13 protein-coding genes, 1 pseudogene and 1 riboswitch are annotated in these 14,953 nt (G+C 70.5%); of the genes and pseudogenes, 8 read left to right on the top strand and 6 right to left on the bottom strand.

Going from position 1 to position 14,953, the window contains the following annotated elements; all coding sequences use genetic code 11:
• Window position 1 precedes the first annotated feature (1 nt).
• Together ACQPY4_RS16410 and ACQPY4_RS16405 are read left to right on the top strand one after the other, a co-directional pair.
• Window positions 2–796, top strand: a complete 795-nt coding sequence (locus tag ACQPY4_RS16410; protein ID WP_433337174.1) for a class I SAM-dependent methyltransferase — start codon at window positions 2–4, stop codon at window positions 794–796.
• A 49-nt stretch (window positions 797–845) separates the two neighbouring features.
• A pseudogene (locus tag ACQPY4_RS16405) lies at window positions 846–1,866 on the top strand (ISL3 family transposase).
• A gap of 8 nt (window positions 1,867–1,874) precedes the next feature.
• Here ACQPY4_RS16405 and ACQPY4_RS16400 read toward each other — a convergent pair.
• The 3 genes from ACQPY4_RS16400 to ACQPY4_RS16390 all read right to left on the bottom strand — a co-directional run bounded on the left by ACQPY4_RS16400 (window position 1,875) and on the right by ACQPY4_RS16390 (window position 4,725).
• Window positions 1,875–2,711 (bottom strand): hypothetical protein, encoded by an 837-nt coding sequence (locus ACQPY4_RS16400; protein WP_433337172.1) that lies wholly within the window; start codon window positions 2,709–2,711, stop codon window positions 1,875–1,877.
• A gap of 659 nt (window positions 2,712–3,370) precedes the next feature.
• Window positions 3,371–4,105: an alpha/beta hydrolase gene (locus tag ACQPY4_RS16395; RefSeq protein WP_433337170.1), complete on the bottom strand. Its 735-nt coding sequence runs from the start codon at window positions 4,103–4,105 to the stop codon at window positions 3,371–3,373.
• Complete coding sequence (locus ACQPY4_RS16390; RefSeq protein WP_433337168.1) at window positions 4,105–4,725, bottom strand: TetR/AcrR family transcriptional regulator; 621 nt, start codon at window positions 4,723–4,725, stop codon at window positions 4,105–4,107. The genes ACQPY4_RS16395 and ACQPY4_RS16390 overlap by 1 nt, the downstream gene beginning before the upstream one ends.
• A 215-nt stretch (window positions 4,726–4,940) precedes the next feature.
• Between ACQPY4_RS16390 and ACQPY4_RS16385 the strand changes: the two genes are divergently transcribed.
• The 5 genes from ACQPY4_RS16385 to ACQPY4_RS16365 all read left to right on the top strand — a co-directional run bounded on the left by ACQPY4_RS16385 (window position 4,941) and on the right by ACQPY4_RS16365 (window position 9,494).
• On the top strand, window positions 4,941–5,579 hold the full coding sequence (locus ACQPY4_RS16385; RefSeq protein WP_433337166.1) for a hypothetical protein: 639 nt from the start codon (window positions 4,941–4,943) through the stop codon (window positions 5,577–5,579).
• A gap of 52 nt (window positions 5,580–5,631) precedes the next feature.
• Entirely contained in the window at window positions 5,632–6,543 is a 912-nt protein-coding gene (locus tag ACQPY4_RS16380; protein ID WP_433337164.1) for an LLM class F420-dependent oxidoreductase, read from the top strand.
• 31 nt (window positions 6,544–6,574) lie between these two features.
• Window positions 6,575–6,691: riboswitch (cobalamin riboswitch) on the top strand.
• Window positions 6,692–6,755: 64 nt separating this feature from the next.
• Window positions 6,756–7,664, top strand: a complete 909-nt coding sequence (locus tag ACQPY4_RS16375) for an ABC transporter substrate-binding protein (protein WP_433337162.1) — start codon at window positions 6,756–6,758, stop codon at window positions 7,662–7,664.
• 4 nt (window positions 7,665–7,668) lie between these two features.
• Entirely contained in the window at window positions 7,669–8,715 is a 1,047-nt protein-coding gene (locus tag ACQPY4_RS16370) for a FecCD family ABC transporter permease (protein ID WP_433337160.1), read from the top strand.
• Window positions 8,712–9,494, top strand: a complete 783-nt coding sequence (locus tag ACQPY4_RS16365) for an ABC transporter ATP-binding protein (RefSeq protein ID WP_433337158.1) — start codon at window positions 8,712–8,714, stop codon at window positions 9,492–9,494. The genes ACQPY4_RS16370 and ACQPY4_RS16365 overlap by 4 nt, the downstream gene beginning before the upstream one ends.
• 108 nt (window positions 9,495–9,602) lie before the next feature.
• On the opposite strand, the gene ACQPY4_RS16360 is transcribed toward ACQPY4_RS16365, so the two are convergent.
• From ACQPY4_RS16360 to ACQPY4_RS16350, 3 genes are all read right to left on the bottom strand, one after another.
• On the bottom strand, window positions 9,603–10,529 hold the full coding sequence (locus tag ACQPY4_RS16360; RefSeq protein WP_433337156.1) for a hypothetical protein: 927 nt from the start codon (window positions 10,527–10,529) through the stop codon (window positions 9,603–9,605).
• 553 nt (window positions 10,530–11,082) lie between these two features.
• Window positions 11,083–12,630, bottom strand: coding sequence for an AMP-binding protein (locus ACQPY4_RS16355; protein WP_433337154.1), 1,548 nt, complete (start codon window positions 12,628–12,630; stop codon window positions 11,083–11,085).
• Window positions 12,631–12,682: 52 nt separating this feature from the next.
• On the bottom strand, window positions 12,683–13,264 hold the full coding sequence (locus ACQPY4_RS16350; RefSeq protein ID WP_433337152.1) for an SACE_7040 family transcriptional regulator: 582 nt from the start codon (window positions 13,262–13,264) through the stop codon (window positions 12,683–12,685).
• 76 nt (window positions 13,265–13,340) lie between these two features.
• Here ACQPY4_RS16350 and ACQPY4_RS16345 point away from each other — a divergent pair, with 76 nt between their 5' ends.
• Window positions 13,341–14,945, top strand: coding sequence for a carboxyl transferase domain-containing protein (locus ACQPY4_RS16345; RefSeq protein ID WP_433337150.1), 1,605 nt, complete (start codon window positions 13,341–13,343; stop codon window positions 14,943–14,945).
• The last annotated feature ends 8 nt before the right edge of the window (window positions 14,946–14,953 follow it).

The following is a 14,953-nucleotide window of genomic DNA, read 5'->3' as shown; positions in this document are numbered from 1 at the left end:
CGTGCTGGTGGACGACCCGCCGCACATCCTTGATGACCTGCTCGGGTTGGAAGTCGCGGGAGTCGGCGAGACATGGCGGGCACGTCCTGACATGGAACCAGTGCGGACGCGGGCCAACCGCGCCTCGATCATCGCCCGAAGCCGGGCCGCCGAGGACACTCTCAGCACCTCTGGTGCATGCCAGTACGTCCTCCTTGGCGCCGGCCTCGACACTTTCGCTCAGCGACACAAGGGCCCCGTGCGCGTCTTCGAGATCGATGCGCCCGCCACCCAAGCCTGGAAGCGGGACCGGCTCGTTCAGCTCGGGCTGCTTGACCCGGCGCGGCTGCGCCTGGTGCCCGTTGACTTCGAAGCCGGTGAGTCATGGCTCGCCAAAGCCGTCGAGGCCGGGCTGGATCCAACGGAGCCGACCGTCGTCTCGATGCTCGGTGTGACCATGTACCTCACAGCGGAGGCGATCTCGACAACGCTACGTCAGACCGCTTCGCTGGCAGCGGGTTCCATCATGGTGTTCAGCTACTCACGGCCGATCGAGATGGCACCGTCCGAGGTGCGCTCCATCCTAGAAGGCGCGACGAAGGGCGCCGCCGCCTCCGGGCATCCCTGGCTGAGCCTGTTGACACCTGACCAGGCCGCCGATCTTGCCCGCGAAGCTGGGTTCGCGGACGTCAACGTCATGACCTCCACCGACCTGCACGAACGCTACTTCGCCCACCGGCACGATGGCCTCAGCCCTATCGGAGGAGAAGATCTCGTGATCGCCACAGCCGGAAGGGATCGCGTCGGCCCCGAGTAGGAGTCGAGATTTCAGCGGATCTCACGGTACTCATCCAGACGGCCTTCGCGTGCACGACGCCATCCTCTCTTGCGCTGACCTGACCACGTTCTGCGGCCTTGACGAGCTCGGCCTGGAGGCCGTCTGGTCAGCGGCTGAAACCCGACCGCGCTGTCTTGGTCTGCCGGATCGTAGAGCCGGACCAGTGGTGTCACCACTGCGGGGCCGGGGGACGCCCATGTGACACCGTGGTCCGCCCGTTGGCGCACGAGCCGCTCCGCTGCGGCCAACGACACTGGAGGTCGTCGTGCGCCGATACGTACGTCACCGTGATCATCGACCTCGCCCCCGTCCGCGACGGCACCGGACCCGCCAGGCTCCTGGACATGCTCGAGGGCCGCTCCAAGCATGCGTTCAAGTCCTGGCTGGCCGAACGAGAGGACGCCTGGCGCGCCGCGGTCGAGGTCGTGGCGATGGACGGGTTCACCGGCTTCAAGACCGCCACCGTCGAGGAGTTGCCCGACGCCGGGACCGTGACGGACGCCTTCCACGTTGCGCGGTTGGCCGATGACGCCCTCGCTGAGTGCCGCCACCGAGTCCAGCAAGCCATCCACAGTCACCGTGGCCGCAAGGACGACTCGGTGTACTCGGCGCGACGCACCCTGCACACCGGAGCCGACCTGCTCACCGACAAACAGAAGGACCGGTTCGCTGCCCTCTTTGCCGACGGCGCGCACGTCGAAGTCGAAGCGACCTGGGGCATCTACCAGCGGATGATCGCCGCCTACCGCGAACCCGACCGGCGTCGTGGCCGTGGACTCACGGTCAAGCTGATCGAGTCGATCGGCCAGGACGTCCCACGTGCTCTGGTCGAGGTCATCACGCTGGGGCGGCCCCTGAAGAAGCGCGCGGTCGACGTGCTGGCCTGCTTCGACCGGCCCGGCACCAGCAACGGACCCACCGAGGCGATCAACGGACGGCTCGAGCACCTGCGCGGCTCCGCCCTGGGCTTCCGCAACCTAACCAACTACATCGCCAGATCACTGCTCGAAACCGGCGGATTCAGGCCGCGGCTACACCCCCGTCTGTGAAGAGCCGGTTAACGGGATAGGTGGGTGGTTAGTTTGGTTAGTTGGGGGGTGGTGGGGGTCCAGCCTCGGGTTTGTAGGGTCGTGAGGAGGGCTGCTAGGTAGGGCTTGGGGGTGTAGAGGAATTCTTTGGTCAGGGGGATGATTTCCCAGCCTTTTTCGGTGGCTAGCCAGCGGCGGCGGTGGTGGTCTCGGGTGCGGGCCGCTTGGCCGGTGTGGTGTTGTTCGCCGTCGTATTCGATGCCCACTCGGTATTTGGTGTAGCCGAGGTCTACGTAGAGGTTGGCGTTGTGGGGGCCGGGGACGGGGATTTGGGTTTGGGGGCGGGGGAAGCCGGCGTCCATGACGATGAGGCGGGTCCAGCTTTCGGCTGGGGAGGCGGCTCCCGGGTCGCCCAGGCGGAGGAGGGTGAGGAGGCGGGCGGCGTTGGGTTGGCCCTGGAGGGCTTGGGCCATGGATTTGAGTTCGGTCAGGTCTACGTCGCGGCGGAGGAACTGGTCGAGGGCGGCCAGGGCTTCCAGGCGTGGGAGCCAGCGGGTGCAGTCGAGGGCGGTACGAGTGAGGGTGGTGACGCGGACGCCGGACTGGGTGACGATGTGGGTGGGGTCGATGGGGTCGGTGATGACGTCTACGGGCCATTGAGCCTCTTTGGTGCCCGGGGGCAGGACGTCCAGGCCCCAGATCCAGGCGGCGGTTCGGCGGGCGACCACGACGTCTTCGGGGAGGAGGGTGCTGAGCATGGAGGCTCGGGCGGCCAGGGGTGTGTTCTGGCCGGGTGCGATGTAGACGCCGGGGGCGGCCGGGAAGATCAGGCCGTTGTCCGCGCGTTTCCAGGTGACCGCTCTCATCCTTCGAGCGTGGCTTGCGGGCGGGCTCAAGGAAAGCGGCTTCGAAATCTGTGGATAACTTGCTTTGGAGGGTGTTGTGCTGGTGGAGCATCGGGGCGCGCGGCCATTTGTTCCGGAATCGGCTTATGTGGCGCCTTCGGCGGTTCTGTGTGGGGCCGTGCGTTTGGGCGAGCGGGTTCGGGTTTTGCATGGGGCCGTGCTGACGGCGGAGGACGGAGAGGTGCGGGTCGGGGACGATGTGGTTGTTATGGAGAATGCCCTGGTTCGGGGGCGGGGGTCTGGGCCGGCCGTTTTGGGGGATGCTGTATTGGTGGGGCCGCATGCGCATGTCAATGGGGCGGCTATTGGGGACGAAGTGTTCGTCGCTACAGGGGTCTCTGTTTTTCCTGGGGCTGTGGTTGAGAGGCGGGCCGAGCTTCGGATCAACAGTGTGGTGCATGTGAATTCGCGGGTTGTGGGTGGGGCTGTTTTGCCTATCGGGTGGATCGCTGTGGGGGATCCGGCGGAATTCTATTCACCCGATCGGCATGAGGAACTGTGGGAGGTGCAGCGGGGGCTTGATTTTCCTCAGACGGTGTATGGGGTTCCTCGGGGGACGTCCATGCGTGAGCTGATGGCCCGCCAGGTCGCGTTTTACGGGGCGCATATGGACGATCGGGTTATCGAGCCCTAGTCCAGGTCGCCAGGCGTTTGATGAGCTGGGGCGTCGCGGCTACTTCGGCGTGGCCGAAGCCGGGCTCTACCCAGAGTTCGCGCGGGGCTTGGGCGGCCTCGTATAGCTGGTGCGCGTGTTCGAGTGGGAGGAACGGGTCGGCGTCGCCGTGGACCAGGAGGAGCGGGACGGGTGCTATTCGCCCGACGAGCTCGTGAGGGGCCATGGGGACGGGATGCCATCCGTCAGGGGCGATGCGGGTTCCTCTGGCCAGCCGGACGGCCATCCGGCCTACGCGGCGTTCGATGGCCCAGTGGACGCGGCGCATGGGGACCGTGTCGCGGTAGTACCAGCGGGCCGGGGCGCTGACGGAGACGACCGCGTCCACGCCCCCGTGCAGGGCCGCGTGGCGGAGGGCGACGGCGCCGCCCATGGAGAAGCCTGTGACCGCGACGCGTTGGTAGCCGAGCTGGCGGGCCTCCCGTACGGCGGCGTCCACGTCGAGCACCTCGCGGTCGCCCACGGTGGAGCGGCCTCCCGAACGGCCGTGGCCGCGCATGTCCAGGCCGATCACGCCCCCGTAGAGGTTGAGGACGCGGGAGATCCTGCGGAGCATGGGCTGGCGCCAGGAGCAGGTGAAGCCGTGCGCCACGACGAAACACAGGTCGTCCTGGCCGGGGCTGTGTCCCGCGTCTATGCGGACGCCGTCGCTGGTGTAGAGGGTCAGCGGTTCGGGGGCCATCAGCTGAGGAGATCCGTGTCGATGCCCGCGTGGGGGTCGAGGGCGTGGGCGGTGCGCAGGGCGGTCACGAGTGTGGTGGCGCACAGTTCGACGAGGTCGTCCCGGGGGACGTCGCGGTGGCGCAGGTGGTCGATGACGACCTCGTCCAGGTAGCCGACCCAGCCGCGCATGGCCGTGCGCAGGACGGGACGCACGTCCTCGCCCACGCCGAGCGCCGTCAGGAGGCGGCGTGCGCCCTGCCAGCGCAGGTCGTCGATGACGGCGCGGACGTCGGGGTCGGAGCCGTTGCCTCCGCGCATAAGGGAGAGAAAACGGGCGGCGTTGTCCTCCATGTGGGCGATGTGGCGCCCGATGGCCCACCGCAGTTGCTGTGAGGGTGTGTCGCCTTCGGCCGGGGCCTCGTGCAGGGCGCGCATGCGTTCGGCTATGGCGTGGATGGTCGCGAGGTAGAGGCCGCGCTTGTTGGTGAAATGGTGGGCTATCAGGCCGTAGGCCACACCCGCGCGCTTGGCGATCTGGGTGGTGGTGACCTCGTCGTAGGGACGCTCGGCGAACAGCTCCGCCGCCGCCTGGACGAGCAGGGCGCGGCGGTCGGGCCTGGCCTTCGTGCGGGTCACCATGGTGTGAGCCTAAGACGATTGACGTCGTGGAGGGAGGCCATTAGCGTCGATGTTGATTGATTATCAGTCAATATCGAGCGCGCGCATGCGGGTGGACACGGTTGGAGCTTCCCGCCACCGGACGTCTGGTCGCCGCCCTCGCGGCGCGCCGCATCAGGGTCGAACACGCCTGATCCCGCCCGGTCTCGACGGGGCCGGGGTGGATGGGAGACGGTGTGACCATGGATCTCATCGGGACGCGACGAGCCCTGCACGGAGTGGCCGAACTGGTTTTCGCGGGGCCGCAGCACCGGCGGAGCGGGTCGATCCGGCTCGGGGTCGTGCAGGGCGGTTTCGCGACGGTGACCGAGCCTCGGTTGCGCGTGGTGGGGAGCGAGCTCGTCGCCGGGGAACGGGTCATCCCGCTGAACGGCACGTCTTGCCGCGAGCTGGGGGCGGCAGTCGAGGCGGAGGTCGGGCCCCCGGAGGGCCTATACGGGGACGGCAGCGGCGTGGACCCGGACGAGGTCCTGGACGTGGACGCCGAGGCCGCCGAGCACCTCGCGCAATGCTTCGTCCGCGGGGACGAGGCATTGCGGCGGCTGGCACCCGGGAGCGAGCCCGTGTTGTGGCCCGAGCACTTCGACGTGGCGATCGTCCTCGACGAGGTCAACTACGGGGTCTCGCCAGGCGACGCCTACCTGTCCGAGCCCTATGCGTACGTTGGGCCCTACCGGCCTCGTCTGGGCGTGTTCTGGAACGCCCCCTTCGGAGCGGCGCGCCCCTTGCGGCTGCTCCCCGGGACGACGGCGGTGCACGCGTTCTTCGCCGAGGGACGCGACCGCGCGGTCGGCGACCCGGTGCGCGAGCCCTGAGCGGCGGCATGCCAGAATCGATGGATACGGTCATGCAACCCAGGAGGTCACCGTGCGGATCGGTGTGACGTTGAGCGAGCGGAGCGGCCCGAACGCGCTCGGGAAGCTCACCGACGACGTGCGGCGCGTCGCCGACGACGGCCTCGACTCGGTGTGGATGTCGAACATCTTCGGCCTGGACGCGCTGACCGCGCTGGCCGTGGCCGGGTCGCAGGTGCCGGACGTCGAGCTGGGCACGGCCGTGGTCCCGACGTATCCGCGCCACCCGGTGACGATGGCGCAGCAGGCCCGCACGACCGCGCTCGCCCTTGGGCAGAACCGGCTCACGTTGGGCATCGGGCTGTCCCACAAGGTCGTCATAGAGGACATGTTCGGCTACGACTACGGCCGTCCCCTGCGCCACATGGACGAGTACCTGTCGGTGCTCCTCCCCCTGCTGGACGGCAAGCCCGCCTCGTTCGCGGGCGAGACCGTCAAGGCGCAGGTGGGGCTGACCGTTCCCAACGAAGGGCGCGTCCCGGTCGTCCTGGCCGCGCTGGGGCCCAAGATGCTGAAGCTGGCCGGTGAGCGGGCGGACGGTACGGCGCTGTGGATGACGGGGCCCGCGACGGTCCGCGACCACATCGTCCCCGCCATCACGACCGCCGCCAAGGACGCGGGACGTCCCGCTCCCCGGGTGGTCTGCGTGCTGCCTGTGTGCGTCACCAGCGACATCGAAGGCACCAGAGCGCGCGCGGCGGAGGTCTTCAAGGTCTACGGGACGCTCCCGTCCTATCGGGCCATGATGGACCGTGAGGGCGCCGTCGGGCCCGCCGACCTCGCCCTGATCGGCGACGAGGACACCGTCCGCGCGAAGATCGAGGAACTGGACGCCGCGGGCGTCACCGACTTCGTGGCGGGCGAGTTCACCCCCGGGGAGGACGCCGTGCGCACCCGGGTGTTCCTCAAGTCGCTGCGGGCCTGACCGAATCCACCGGCGCGAAAATCCACTGATAACGTTGCAGTTCACGCGCGTCGTGGAGCGAAGTCCGGTGTGAATCCGGCGCTGTCCCGCAACTGTGTGCCCCGTCCGAGGGCTGAGCCAGGTCGCCTCCCGCGCGCCGACGATTCTCGACCTCGTGGAAGGGCGACCCGTCATGACCGGGTCCTGCCTTCCCGTAAGCCATGGAGGCTCTCTTGAGACCCGTACGTGCTCTGGGCGCGGTCATCGCGGTAATGACGCTGGCGGCCGGATGCGGCGGTTCGGACGACGACAAACCCGCGGACGCGGGCAAGGCGGTCACCGTCCAGGCGGCCAACGGCGCCGTCACCGTCCCCGCGACCCCCAAGCGGATCGTGTCGCTGTCCCCGACCCACACCGAGACGCTGTTCGCGATCGGCGCCGGCAAGCAGGTCGTCGCGGCCGACGAGTACTCCAACCACCCGGCGCAGGCGCCCAAGACCAAGCTCTCGGGGTTCAAGCCGAACGCCGAGGCGATCATCGGGTACAAGCCCGACCTGGTCGTGCTCTCCGACGACATGGACGGCATCGTCAAGTCGCTGCAGAAGGTGAAGATCCCGGTGCTGCTCGAGCCTGCCGCCACCAAGCTCGACGACGCCTACGACGAGATCACCGACCTCGGGCTGGCCACCGGGCACGTCGCCGAGGCCAAGAAGCTCACCGACGACATGCGGACCAGGATCCAGCAGACCGTCGCGGCCGCCAAGGGCAAGAAGCTCAGCTACTACCACGAGCTCGATTCCCAGCTGCACACGGTGACGTCCAAGACGTTCATCGGCCAGGTCTACGGCCTGTTCGGGATGGAGAACATCGCCGACAAGGCCGAGAAGGCCGCCGGCGGGTATCCGCAGCTGTCGCGCGAGTACCTGGTCAAGAGCGACCCCGACCTGATCTTCCTGGCCGACACCAAGATCGCGAGCCAGACGGCGGCGACCGTCGCCAAGCGTCCCGGGTGGCAGGGGCTCGGCGCGGTCAAGGGCGGAGGCGTGATCGAGCTGGACGACGACGTCGCGTCCCGGTGGGGCCCGCGCCTGCCCGAGTTCGCCAAGGCCATCGGGGACGCCGCGCAGAAGGCGTCGGCCTGACCCCGTGAAGGACGCGCGACCCGCGCGGCTGCGCCCGCTGCCCCTGGCCGCCGCGCTCGCCCTGCTCGCGGCGACGCTGGTGGCCGGGCTGCTGGTGGGCGCGGCCGACCTCCCCGTTTCGGGCGTCCTGAAGGAACTTCTCGACCGGGTGCCGTTCGTCCACGTCGAGTCAGGTCTCAGCCCCCTCGAACGGAATGTGCTGTTCGAGCTGCGGATGCCGCGCGTGCTCATGGCCGCCATGGTCGGCGGGCTGCTCGCCTTGGCCGGGGCGGGGTACCAGGGCGTTTTCCGTAACCCGCTGGCCGATCCCTATCTGCTCGGCGCCGCCGCCGGAGCCGGGGTGGGGGCGACGCTCGTCATCGTGTTGGTGCCGGGCGAACCGGGCTACGCCGTGCCCCTGGCCGCGTTCGTCGGTGCCATAGCCGGTGTGTTCCTCGCCTACAGCCTGGGGAGCATGGCCGGACGGGGGAACGGCCCCGGCGCGGCAACGCTGGTCCTCGCCGGTGTGGCGGTGTCGAACTTCCTCGCGGCCGTCCAGACCTTCCTGCAACAGGCCAAAGCCGAGGAGCTCCAGCGCATCTTCTCCTGGATCCTCGGCGGTGTCGGCTCGGCCGACTGGGACCAGCTCGCCATGGTCGCCCCGTATGCGATCGGGTCGTCGGTGCTCCTGCTGCTGCACGGGCGCCTGCTGGACGTCCTCAGCGTCGGCGAGGAGGAGGCGTCCTCGCTCGGCCTGTCGGCGGCCCGGGTCCGCCTGATCGTGATCGTCGCGGCGTCGCTCGCCACGGCCAGCGCGGTCGCGGTCAGCGGGCTGATCGGCTTCGTCGGGATCGTCGTCCCGCACGTGGTGCGGCGGCTGGCGGGCGGCTCCTACCGGGTCGTCCTGCCCCTGTCGCTGCTGGGTGGGGCCGCCTTCCTGGAACTGGCCGACCTGTTCGCCCGGACGGTCGTCGCCCCCGGGGAGATGCCGCTCGGCGTGGTGACGGCCTTCGTCGGGGGGCCGTTCTTCGTGGCGGTACTGCGCGCCACCCGAAGGCAGGTGGACACGTGATCGGCATAGCCGTGCGCGAGCTGGACGTGGCGCTGGACGGACGTCCCGTCCTCAAGGGCGTCACCCTGAACGTCCCCGCCGGATCCTGGACGGCGGTCATCGGGCCTAACGGGGCGGGGAAGTCGACTCTTCTGCGCGCGATCCTCGGCCTGCGTCCCGGCGAGGGAGAGGTGACGGTCGCGGGTACTGACCCGCGCGCGCTCAAACCCCGCCAGCGGGCACGCCTGGTCGCCTACGCCCCACAGATTCCCAACCTGCCCCCAGGCATGACGGTCTTCGACTACACGCTGCTGGGCCGCTCCCCCTACATCCCGCATCTGGGACGGGAGAGCGCCCACGACCGGTCGGTGGCGGCGGAGGTACTCGAACGGCTCGACCTGACCGGGCTGGCGTCCCGGCCGCTCGACCATCTGTCGGGCGGCGAACGGCAGCGCGCCGTCATCGCCCGCGCCCTGGCGCAGCAGACCTCGGTGCTGCTGCTGGACGAGCCGACCAGCGCCCTCGACATCGGCCACCAGCAGCAGGTCATGGAGCTCATCGACCAGCTCCGCCTCGCCGACGAACTGACCGTGATGACCACGATCCACGACCTCACCCTGGCCGGCCAGTACGCCGACGCGCTCGTCCTGCTGGCGCGGGGACGCGTGGCCGCAGCGGGAACACCCACCGAGGTCCTGACGGAGTCGGCCCTGGCCGAACACTTCGAGGCCCGGGTGCGCGTGACACCGGGGCCCGGCGACCGTCCCCTGCTTTCCCTGGAACGCCCCCGAAAGCACTAGCACCGGCCGCCGTCCACCCCGGTGCGGGACGACGGCCGGTATACGGGGCCAGTGCTACAGAATGTGAGACCTCACCTCCTCTGATTCGGGTGCGGGGGCGGGGGATGGTCATCCGGCGTGCGGCAAATGGACGCCGTTGAGGTTGTGCACCCCGGTCTTGGGCTCCTCGTCGCTCTCGGGGACGCCGCGACGCGGCTCGTGCGGGGCGTTCCCGTCCGGACGGCGGCCGTCGGCCCGCCGGATCAGCGTGTCGACACGGTGGCGGGCGCGCTCGGCCTCCGCGCGGGCGGCGTCCCGCTCGCCGGTCAGCGCCCGGGTGGCCGAGCGCAGTTCCTCAACCACGCGGACGAGCTCCCAGTCGCGCCGCTCGACCTCGTGCAGCCTGGCCTGGATCTGGTCGCGCTCGGCGAGGGCCTGGCCCCGCCGGGTCTCGGCCTCGCGGGTCGCCGTGCGCAGGTCGTCGGCGGCGCGGCGGGCCGCGGCCGACTCGATCCGCTGCCCCTCCATGATCGTCTCGGACTCCGACAGCCGCGCGTGCAGCGTGACCAGCTCGGCCCGGGCCGACTCCAGAGCGGCCAGCAGCTCGCCCTCACGCTCGTTCACGCGGTCGCGCTCGGTCTCGGCGGCCATCCGCGCGGCTGCGGCCCGCTCGGCCGTCTCCTTGGCCTCACGGCACTCCTCACGGGCGGCGTCGCGCTCGGCGACCGCCCGGTCGGCCTCGGCACGAGCACCGTCCGCGTCCTTTTCGGCGGCCTCCGCGCGCGCTCTGGCCGAGGCCACCTCGCGCCAGGCCGACTCCGCCTGCTGCTGGGAAATGTCGCGCTCCTCCTGGGCGACGGCGATGTGCCCCGCGGCCTCGGCACGTACGTCGGCCACACGCCGCTCCACGCCCGCGACGCTGAGCTCGGCGGCGAGCGCCCCCGCGAGCCGCTCGGCCATGCCCTCCAGCCGCTCGACCATCTCCCACGCGCCCGCGACCTGCCCGGTCAGCCCCGGGGCGTCACGACCGCGCTCGCGGCGCTCCCGAGCCTCCAACGCACAGCCGCCCTCGTCCCCGGCGCAGTAGCGAATCGTCCTCGCCCCCCGAACCGGCTGCGGCACCGGCCTCCCGCAGTTGGCACACGGCCACACCGCAACCGCATCACCGACCGCCCCACCGGACGCGACGTCCCACCCCGACACGCCACCCCGCGCGGCCGCCGCCCCCTGCGCCACCGCAACGTCCCACTCGGGTGCGGCAGCCCGCTCGGACACGATGGCGCCCTCAGGCGCTGGGCCAGGCGCCGACGCAACATCCCGCCCGGGGGCAGCGGACCACTCGGGAGCTGCGCCCAGTGCCGGTGCGACGTCGCGACCAGGGGTGTTGGGGCGGGCGGACGCGTGGGGGCGATCGGGGGCTGCGTTCTGTGCTGGTGTGGTGTCGCGACCGGGGGTGGTGGGGCCGGCCTGCTCGGGCGTGGTGGACCACCCGGGGGCGGGGGTCGGATCCTGGGGCGGGCGTTGGATGGTCGGGGCGCCGTTCACAGGAGCGACTTTCTGGTCCGTCATGTGCGGTTGTACGCACGCGCCCCGGGGGGCGTTCGACGGATCAGCCGCCCTTCTCGCGGAGGTACGCGTCGCGGACGCGTCCCCGGCTCAGCTTGCCCGCGGGAGTTCGTGGCAGGGACGTGCGGAACTCCAGCTCCCGGGGGTGTTTGAGCCGTGCGAGTCTGCTCTCGCAGTGGGCGAGGATCTCGTCGGCGAGGGCGTCCCCGGGGACGGCGTCCGGGACGGGTTCGACGAGCGCGACGACCTTCTGGCCCCATTCGTCGTCCTGGACGCCGATGACCGCCACGTCGGCGACGGCCGGATGCTGGAGCAGCACCGATTCGACCTCGGCGGGATAGATGTTCACCCCGCCCGAGATGATGAGGTCGGTGCGGCGGTCGCTCATGTAGAGCCAGCCGTCCTCGTCCAGGTGGCCGATGTCGCCGGGCGTGTAGTACTCGCCGAGCATCGACCGCGCGGTCTTGCCCGGGTCGCCGTGGTACTCGAACGGCGTGTGCCCGCGCACGTAGATCATGCCCGGCTCACCCGGGGGCAGTTCGGTGCCCGACTCGTCGAAGATCTTGACGTCGTGGCCGGGGACGGCGCGGCCGACCGTCCCCGGGTGCCGGAGCCACTCGCGCGGGCCCGCGACCACCACGGGGCCGCTCTCGGTGGAGCCGTAGTACTCGTGGATGACCGGCCCCCACCAGTCGAGCATCCGCCGCTTGGTGTCCACGGGGACCGGGGCCGCGCTGTGGAACACCTGGCGCAGCGACGACAGATCGTAGCGGTCGCGTGTTTCTTTGGGGAGGGCGAGCATCCGGTGGAACATCGTCGGCACCATGAAGGTGTTGGTCACGCGGTGCCGTTCGATCAGATCCAGGGTCTGTTCGGGGTCGAAGTGCTCGCTCACCACCACCGTGTGGCCGAGGTTGAGCGCCATCAGCGCGTGGACGCACGGTGCCGAGTGATACAGCGGCCCCACGGCAAGATGGACCTCGTCCCCGGGTTCGAGGCCGAGGTTGCCGCCGACGCTCTTCAGCAGCAATGTGAACAGCAATTCGGGGGAGATCTCCACCAGGGGCCTGCGAACTCCCTTGGGTCTGCCCGTCGTCCCGGAGGTGTAGAGCATGAGCGTGCCCATGACGCGCCCGTCCGGCGGTTGGGGTGACTCGCCGGAAAGCAGCGCGTCCAGCCCGACGTAGCCGTCGGCCGCGTCCACGGACACGCGGACGTCCCGCGCCAGCCCCGCCTCGTCTGCCGCCGCCGTCGCCTCCCCCGCGTACGCGTGTTCGGTGACCAGGACCTTCGCCGCGCTGTCGGCCAGGATGTAGGCGATCTCCGGAGCCTTGAGATGGCGGCTCACCGGGACGATGTAGAACCCGGCCTGGGCCCCGGCCAGCAGGACGGTCAGGAACTCGCGCCGGTTCCCCAGCAGGGTCGCCACGGTGTCGCCCACGCCCAGCCCCAGCCGCCGCAGCGCCCGGGTGAGGCGGTTCACCTCGTCATGAACCTGCCCATACGTAACCCGCTCCCCCGCACCGGCGAACGCCACCCGCCCGGGGTCCCCCGAAGCGATCTCGTAGAAAACGGCCCCTTCGACGTCCATACGTCCTCCCCAGAACGGATCTCTCCATCAGACCCGCACCGGCGGACGTAAGTCAACACTTATGCGGCGCTCCGACGAGGGCGGCGCGGGCCATGGAGCGCAGGAGGTCGGCCATGGCCTCGCGGTCGAGGCCGGCGGCGCTGCGCGGGGTGGAGTTCAGCAGGCCGAAGCAGGCGTGGACGGCGGCGCGGACGCGCTCCTCGGGTTCGTCCGGGCGCAGGCGCCGCACGACCCGGACCCACTCCTCGACGTAGGCGCGCTGGATGCGCCGGACGGCGTGCCGCTGCGGCTGCGGGACGTTGTCGAGCTCGCGCTCGTGCACGGTGATCAGTGCCGGGTTGTCCAGGGAGAACGCGATGTGCCAGCGCAGCAGGGCGTCGAGGGCCCCGGCGGGGTCGGCGTCCCCGGCGCGGCGGACGCCCTCGGCCAGCAGCCGCTCGCTGATGTCGAGCAGCATCTCGGCCAGGACGGCCTCCTTGCCGCGAAAATGCCGGTACAGCGCGGGCCCCGTAAGGCCGACGGCGCGCCCGAGGTCGCCGATGGACACCCCGTGGAAGCCGCGTCGCGCGAACAGCTCGGCGGCGGCGGCCAGGATCTCCGCCCTGCGGGGGGACACGCCCAGCGCCTCGGTCATGATGGATAGTGTAGACGAGGGATGTTAACGAGCATTAACATCGTCGTTGTTAACGACCATTAACAAGGGAAGGCCCATGACCGGACCTGAGCTGGGGACGCGCGCGGACCCCGCGAGCGAGGCGTTCAAGGACGGCGCGGCCCACAACGCCGGGCTGGCCGCCGAGCTGCGCGACCGGGTCGACCGGGCCGGGCGCGGCGGGCCCGAGCGCTCCCGCGAGCGGCACGTCGCCCGCGGCAAGCTGCTCCCCCGCGACCGGGTCGACACGCTGCTCGACCCCGGCTCGCCGTTCCTGGAGCTCTCGCCGCTGGCCGCGACCGGCATGTACGACGACGAGGCCCCCGGCGCCGGGATCATCACGGGCATCGGCCGCGTCTCCGGACGCGAGTGCGTCGTCGTGGCCAACGACGCCACGGTCAAGGGCGGCACCTACTACCCGATCACGGTCAAGAAGCACCTGCGGGCGCAGGAGGTGGCGCTCCACAACCGGCTCCCCTGCGTGTACCTGGTCGACTCCGGCGGCGCCTTCCTGCCCCGGCAGGACGATGTGTTCCCCGATCGCGAGCACTTCGGGCGCATCTTCTACAACCAGGCCACGCTCTCGGCGCGCGGCATCCCGCAGATCGCGGCGGTGCTCGGCTCGTGCACGGCGGGCGGCGCGTACGTCCCGGCGATGAGCGACGAGGCGGTGATCGTCCGCAACCAGGGGACGATCTTCCTCGGCGGCCCGCCGCTGGTGAAGGCCGCCACCGGCGAGGTCGTCACCGCCGAGGAGCTCGGCGGGGGCGAGCTGCACTCGCGCGTGTCCGGCGTCACCGACCACCTGGCCGAGGACGACGCCGACGCGCTGCGCATCGTCCGCGACATCGTCGCCACGCTCGGCCCGCGCGAGCCGCGCCCCTGGGACCTGGAGCCCTCACGCGAGCCCGCCGTCGACCCGTCCGAGCTGTACGGGGTCGTCCCGCCCGACTCGCGCACCCCGTATGACGTGCGCGAGGTCATCGCCCGGATCGTGGACGGCAGCCGCTTCAGCGAGTTCAAGTCCGAGTACGGCACCACGCTGGTCACCGGCTTCGCCCGCATCCACGGCCACCCGGTGGGGATCATCGCCAACAACGGCATCCTGTTCAGCGAGTCGGCGCTGAAGGGCGCGCACTTCATCGAGCTGTGCGACAAGCGCAGCATCCCGCTGGTGTTCCTGCAGAACATCACCGGCTTCATGGTCGGGCGCGAGTACGAGGCGGGCGGCATCGCCAAGAACGGCGCCAAGATGGTCACCGCCGTCTCGTGCGCCCGGGTGCCCAAGTTCACGGTCGTCATCGGCGGCTCTTTCGGGGCCGGCAACTACGCCATGTGCGGACGGGCCTACTCGCCCCGCTTCCTGTGGATGTGGCCGAACGCCCGCATCTCGGTCATGGGCGGCGAGCAGGCCGCCAGCGTCCTGTCCACCGTCCGGCGCGACCAGCTCGGCGACGCGTGGTCGGCCGAGGACGAGGAGGCGTTCAAGGCGCCGATCCGCGAGCAGTACGAGCACCAGGGCAACCCCTACTACTCCACGGCGCGGCTCTGGGACGACGGCGTGATCGACCCGCTCGACACCCGCCGCGTGCTGGGCCTGGGCCTGTCGGTGGCCGCCAACGCACCGCTGGAGCCGGTCGGCTACGGCGTCTTCCGGATGTGAGGGAACGA

This window comes from Spirillospora sp. CA-294931 (assembly GCF_050946795.1).
GTDB lineage: Bacteria > Actinomycetota > Actinomycetes > Streptosporangiales > Streptosporangiaceae > Spirillospora.
The sequence above is the reverse complement of the archived record's forward strand: the minus strand, read 5'-3'. Positions and strand labels throughout refer to the sequence as shown.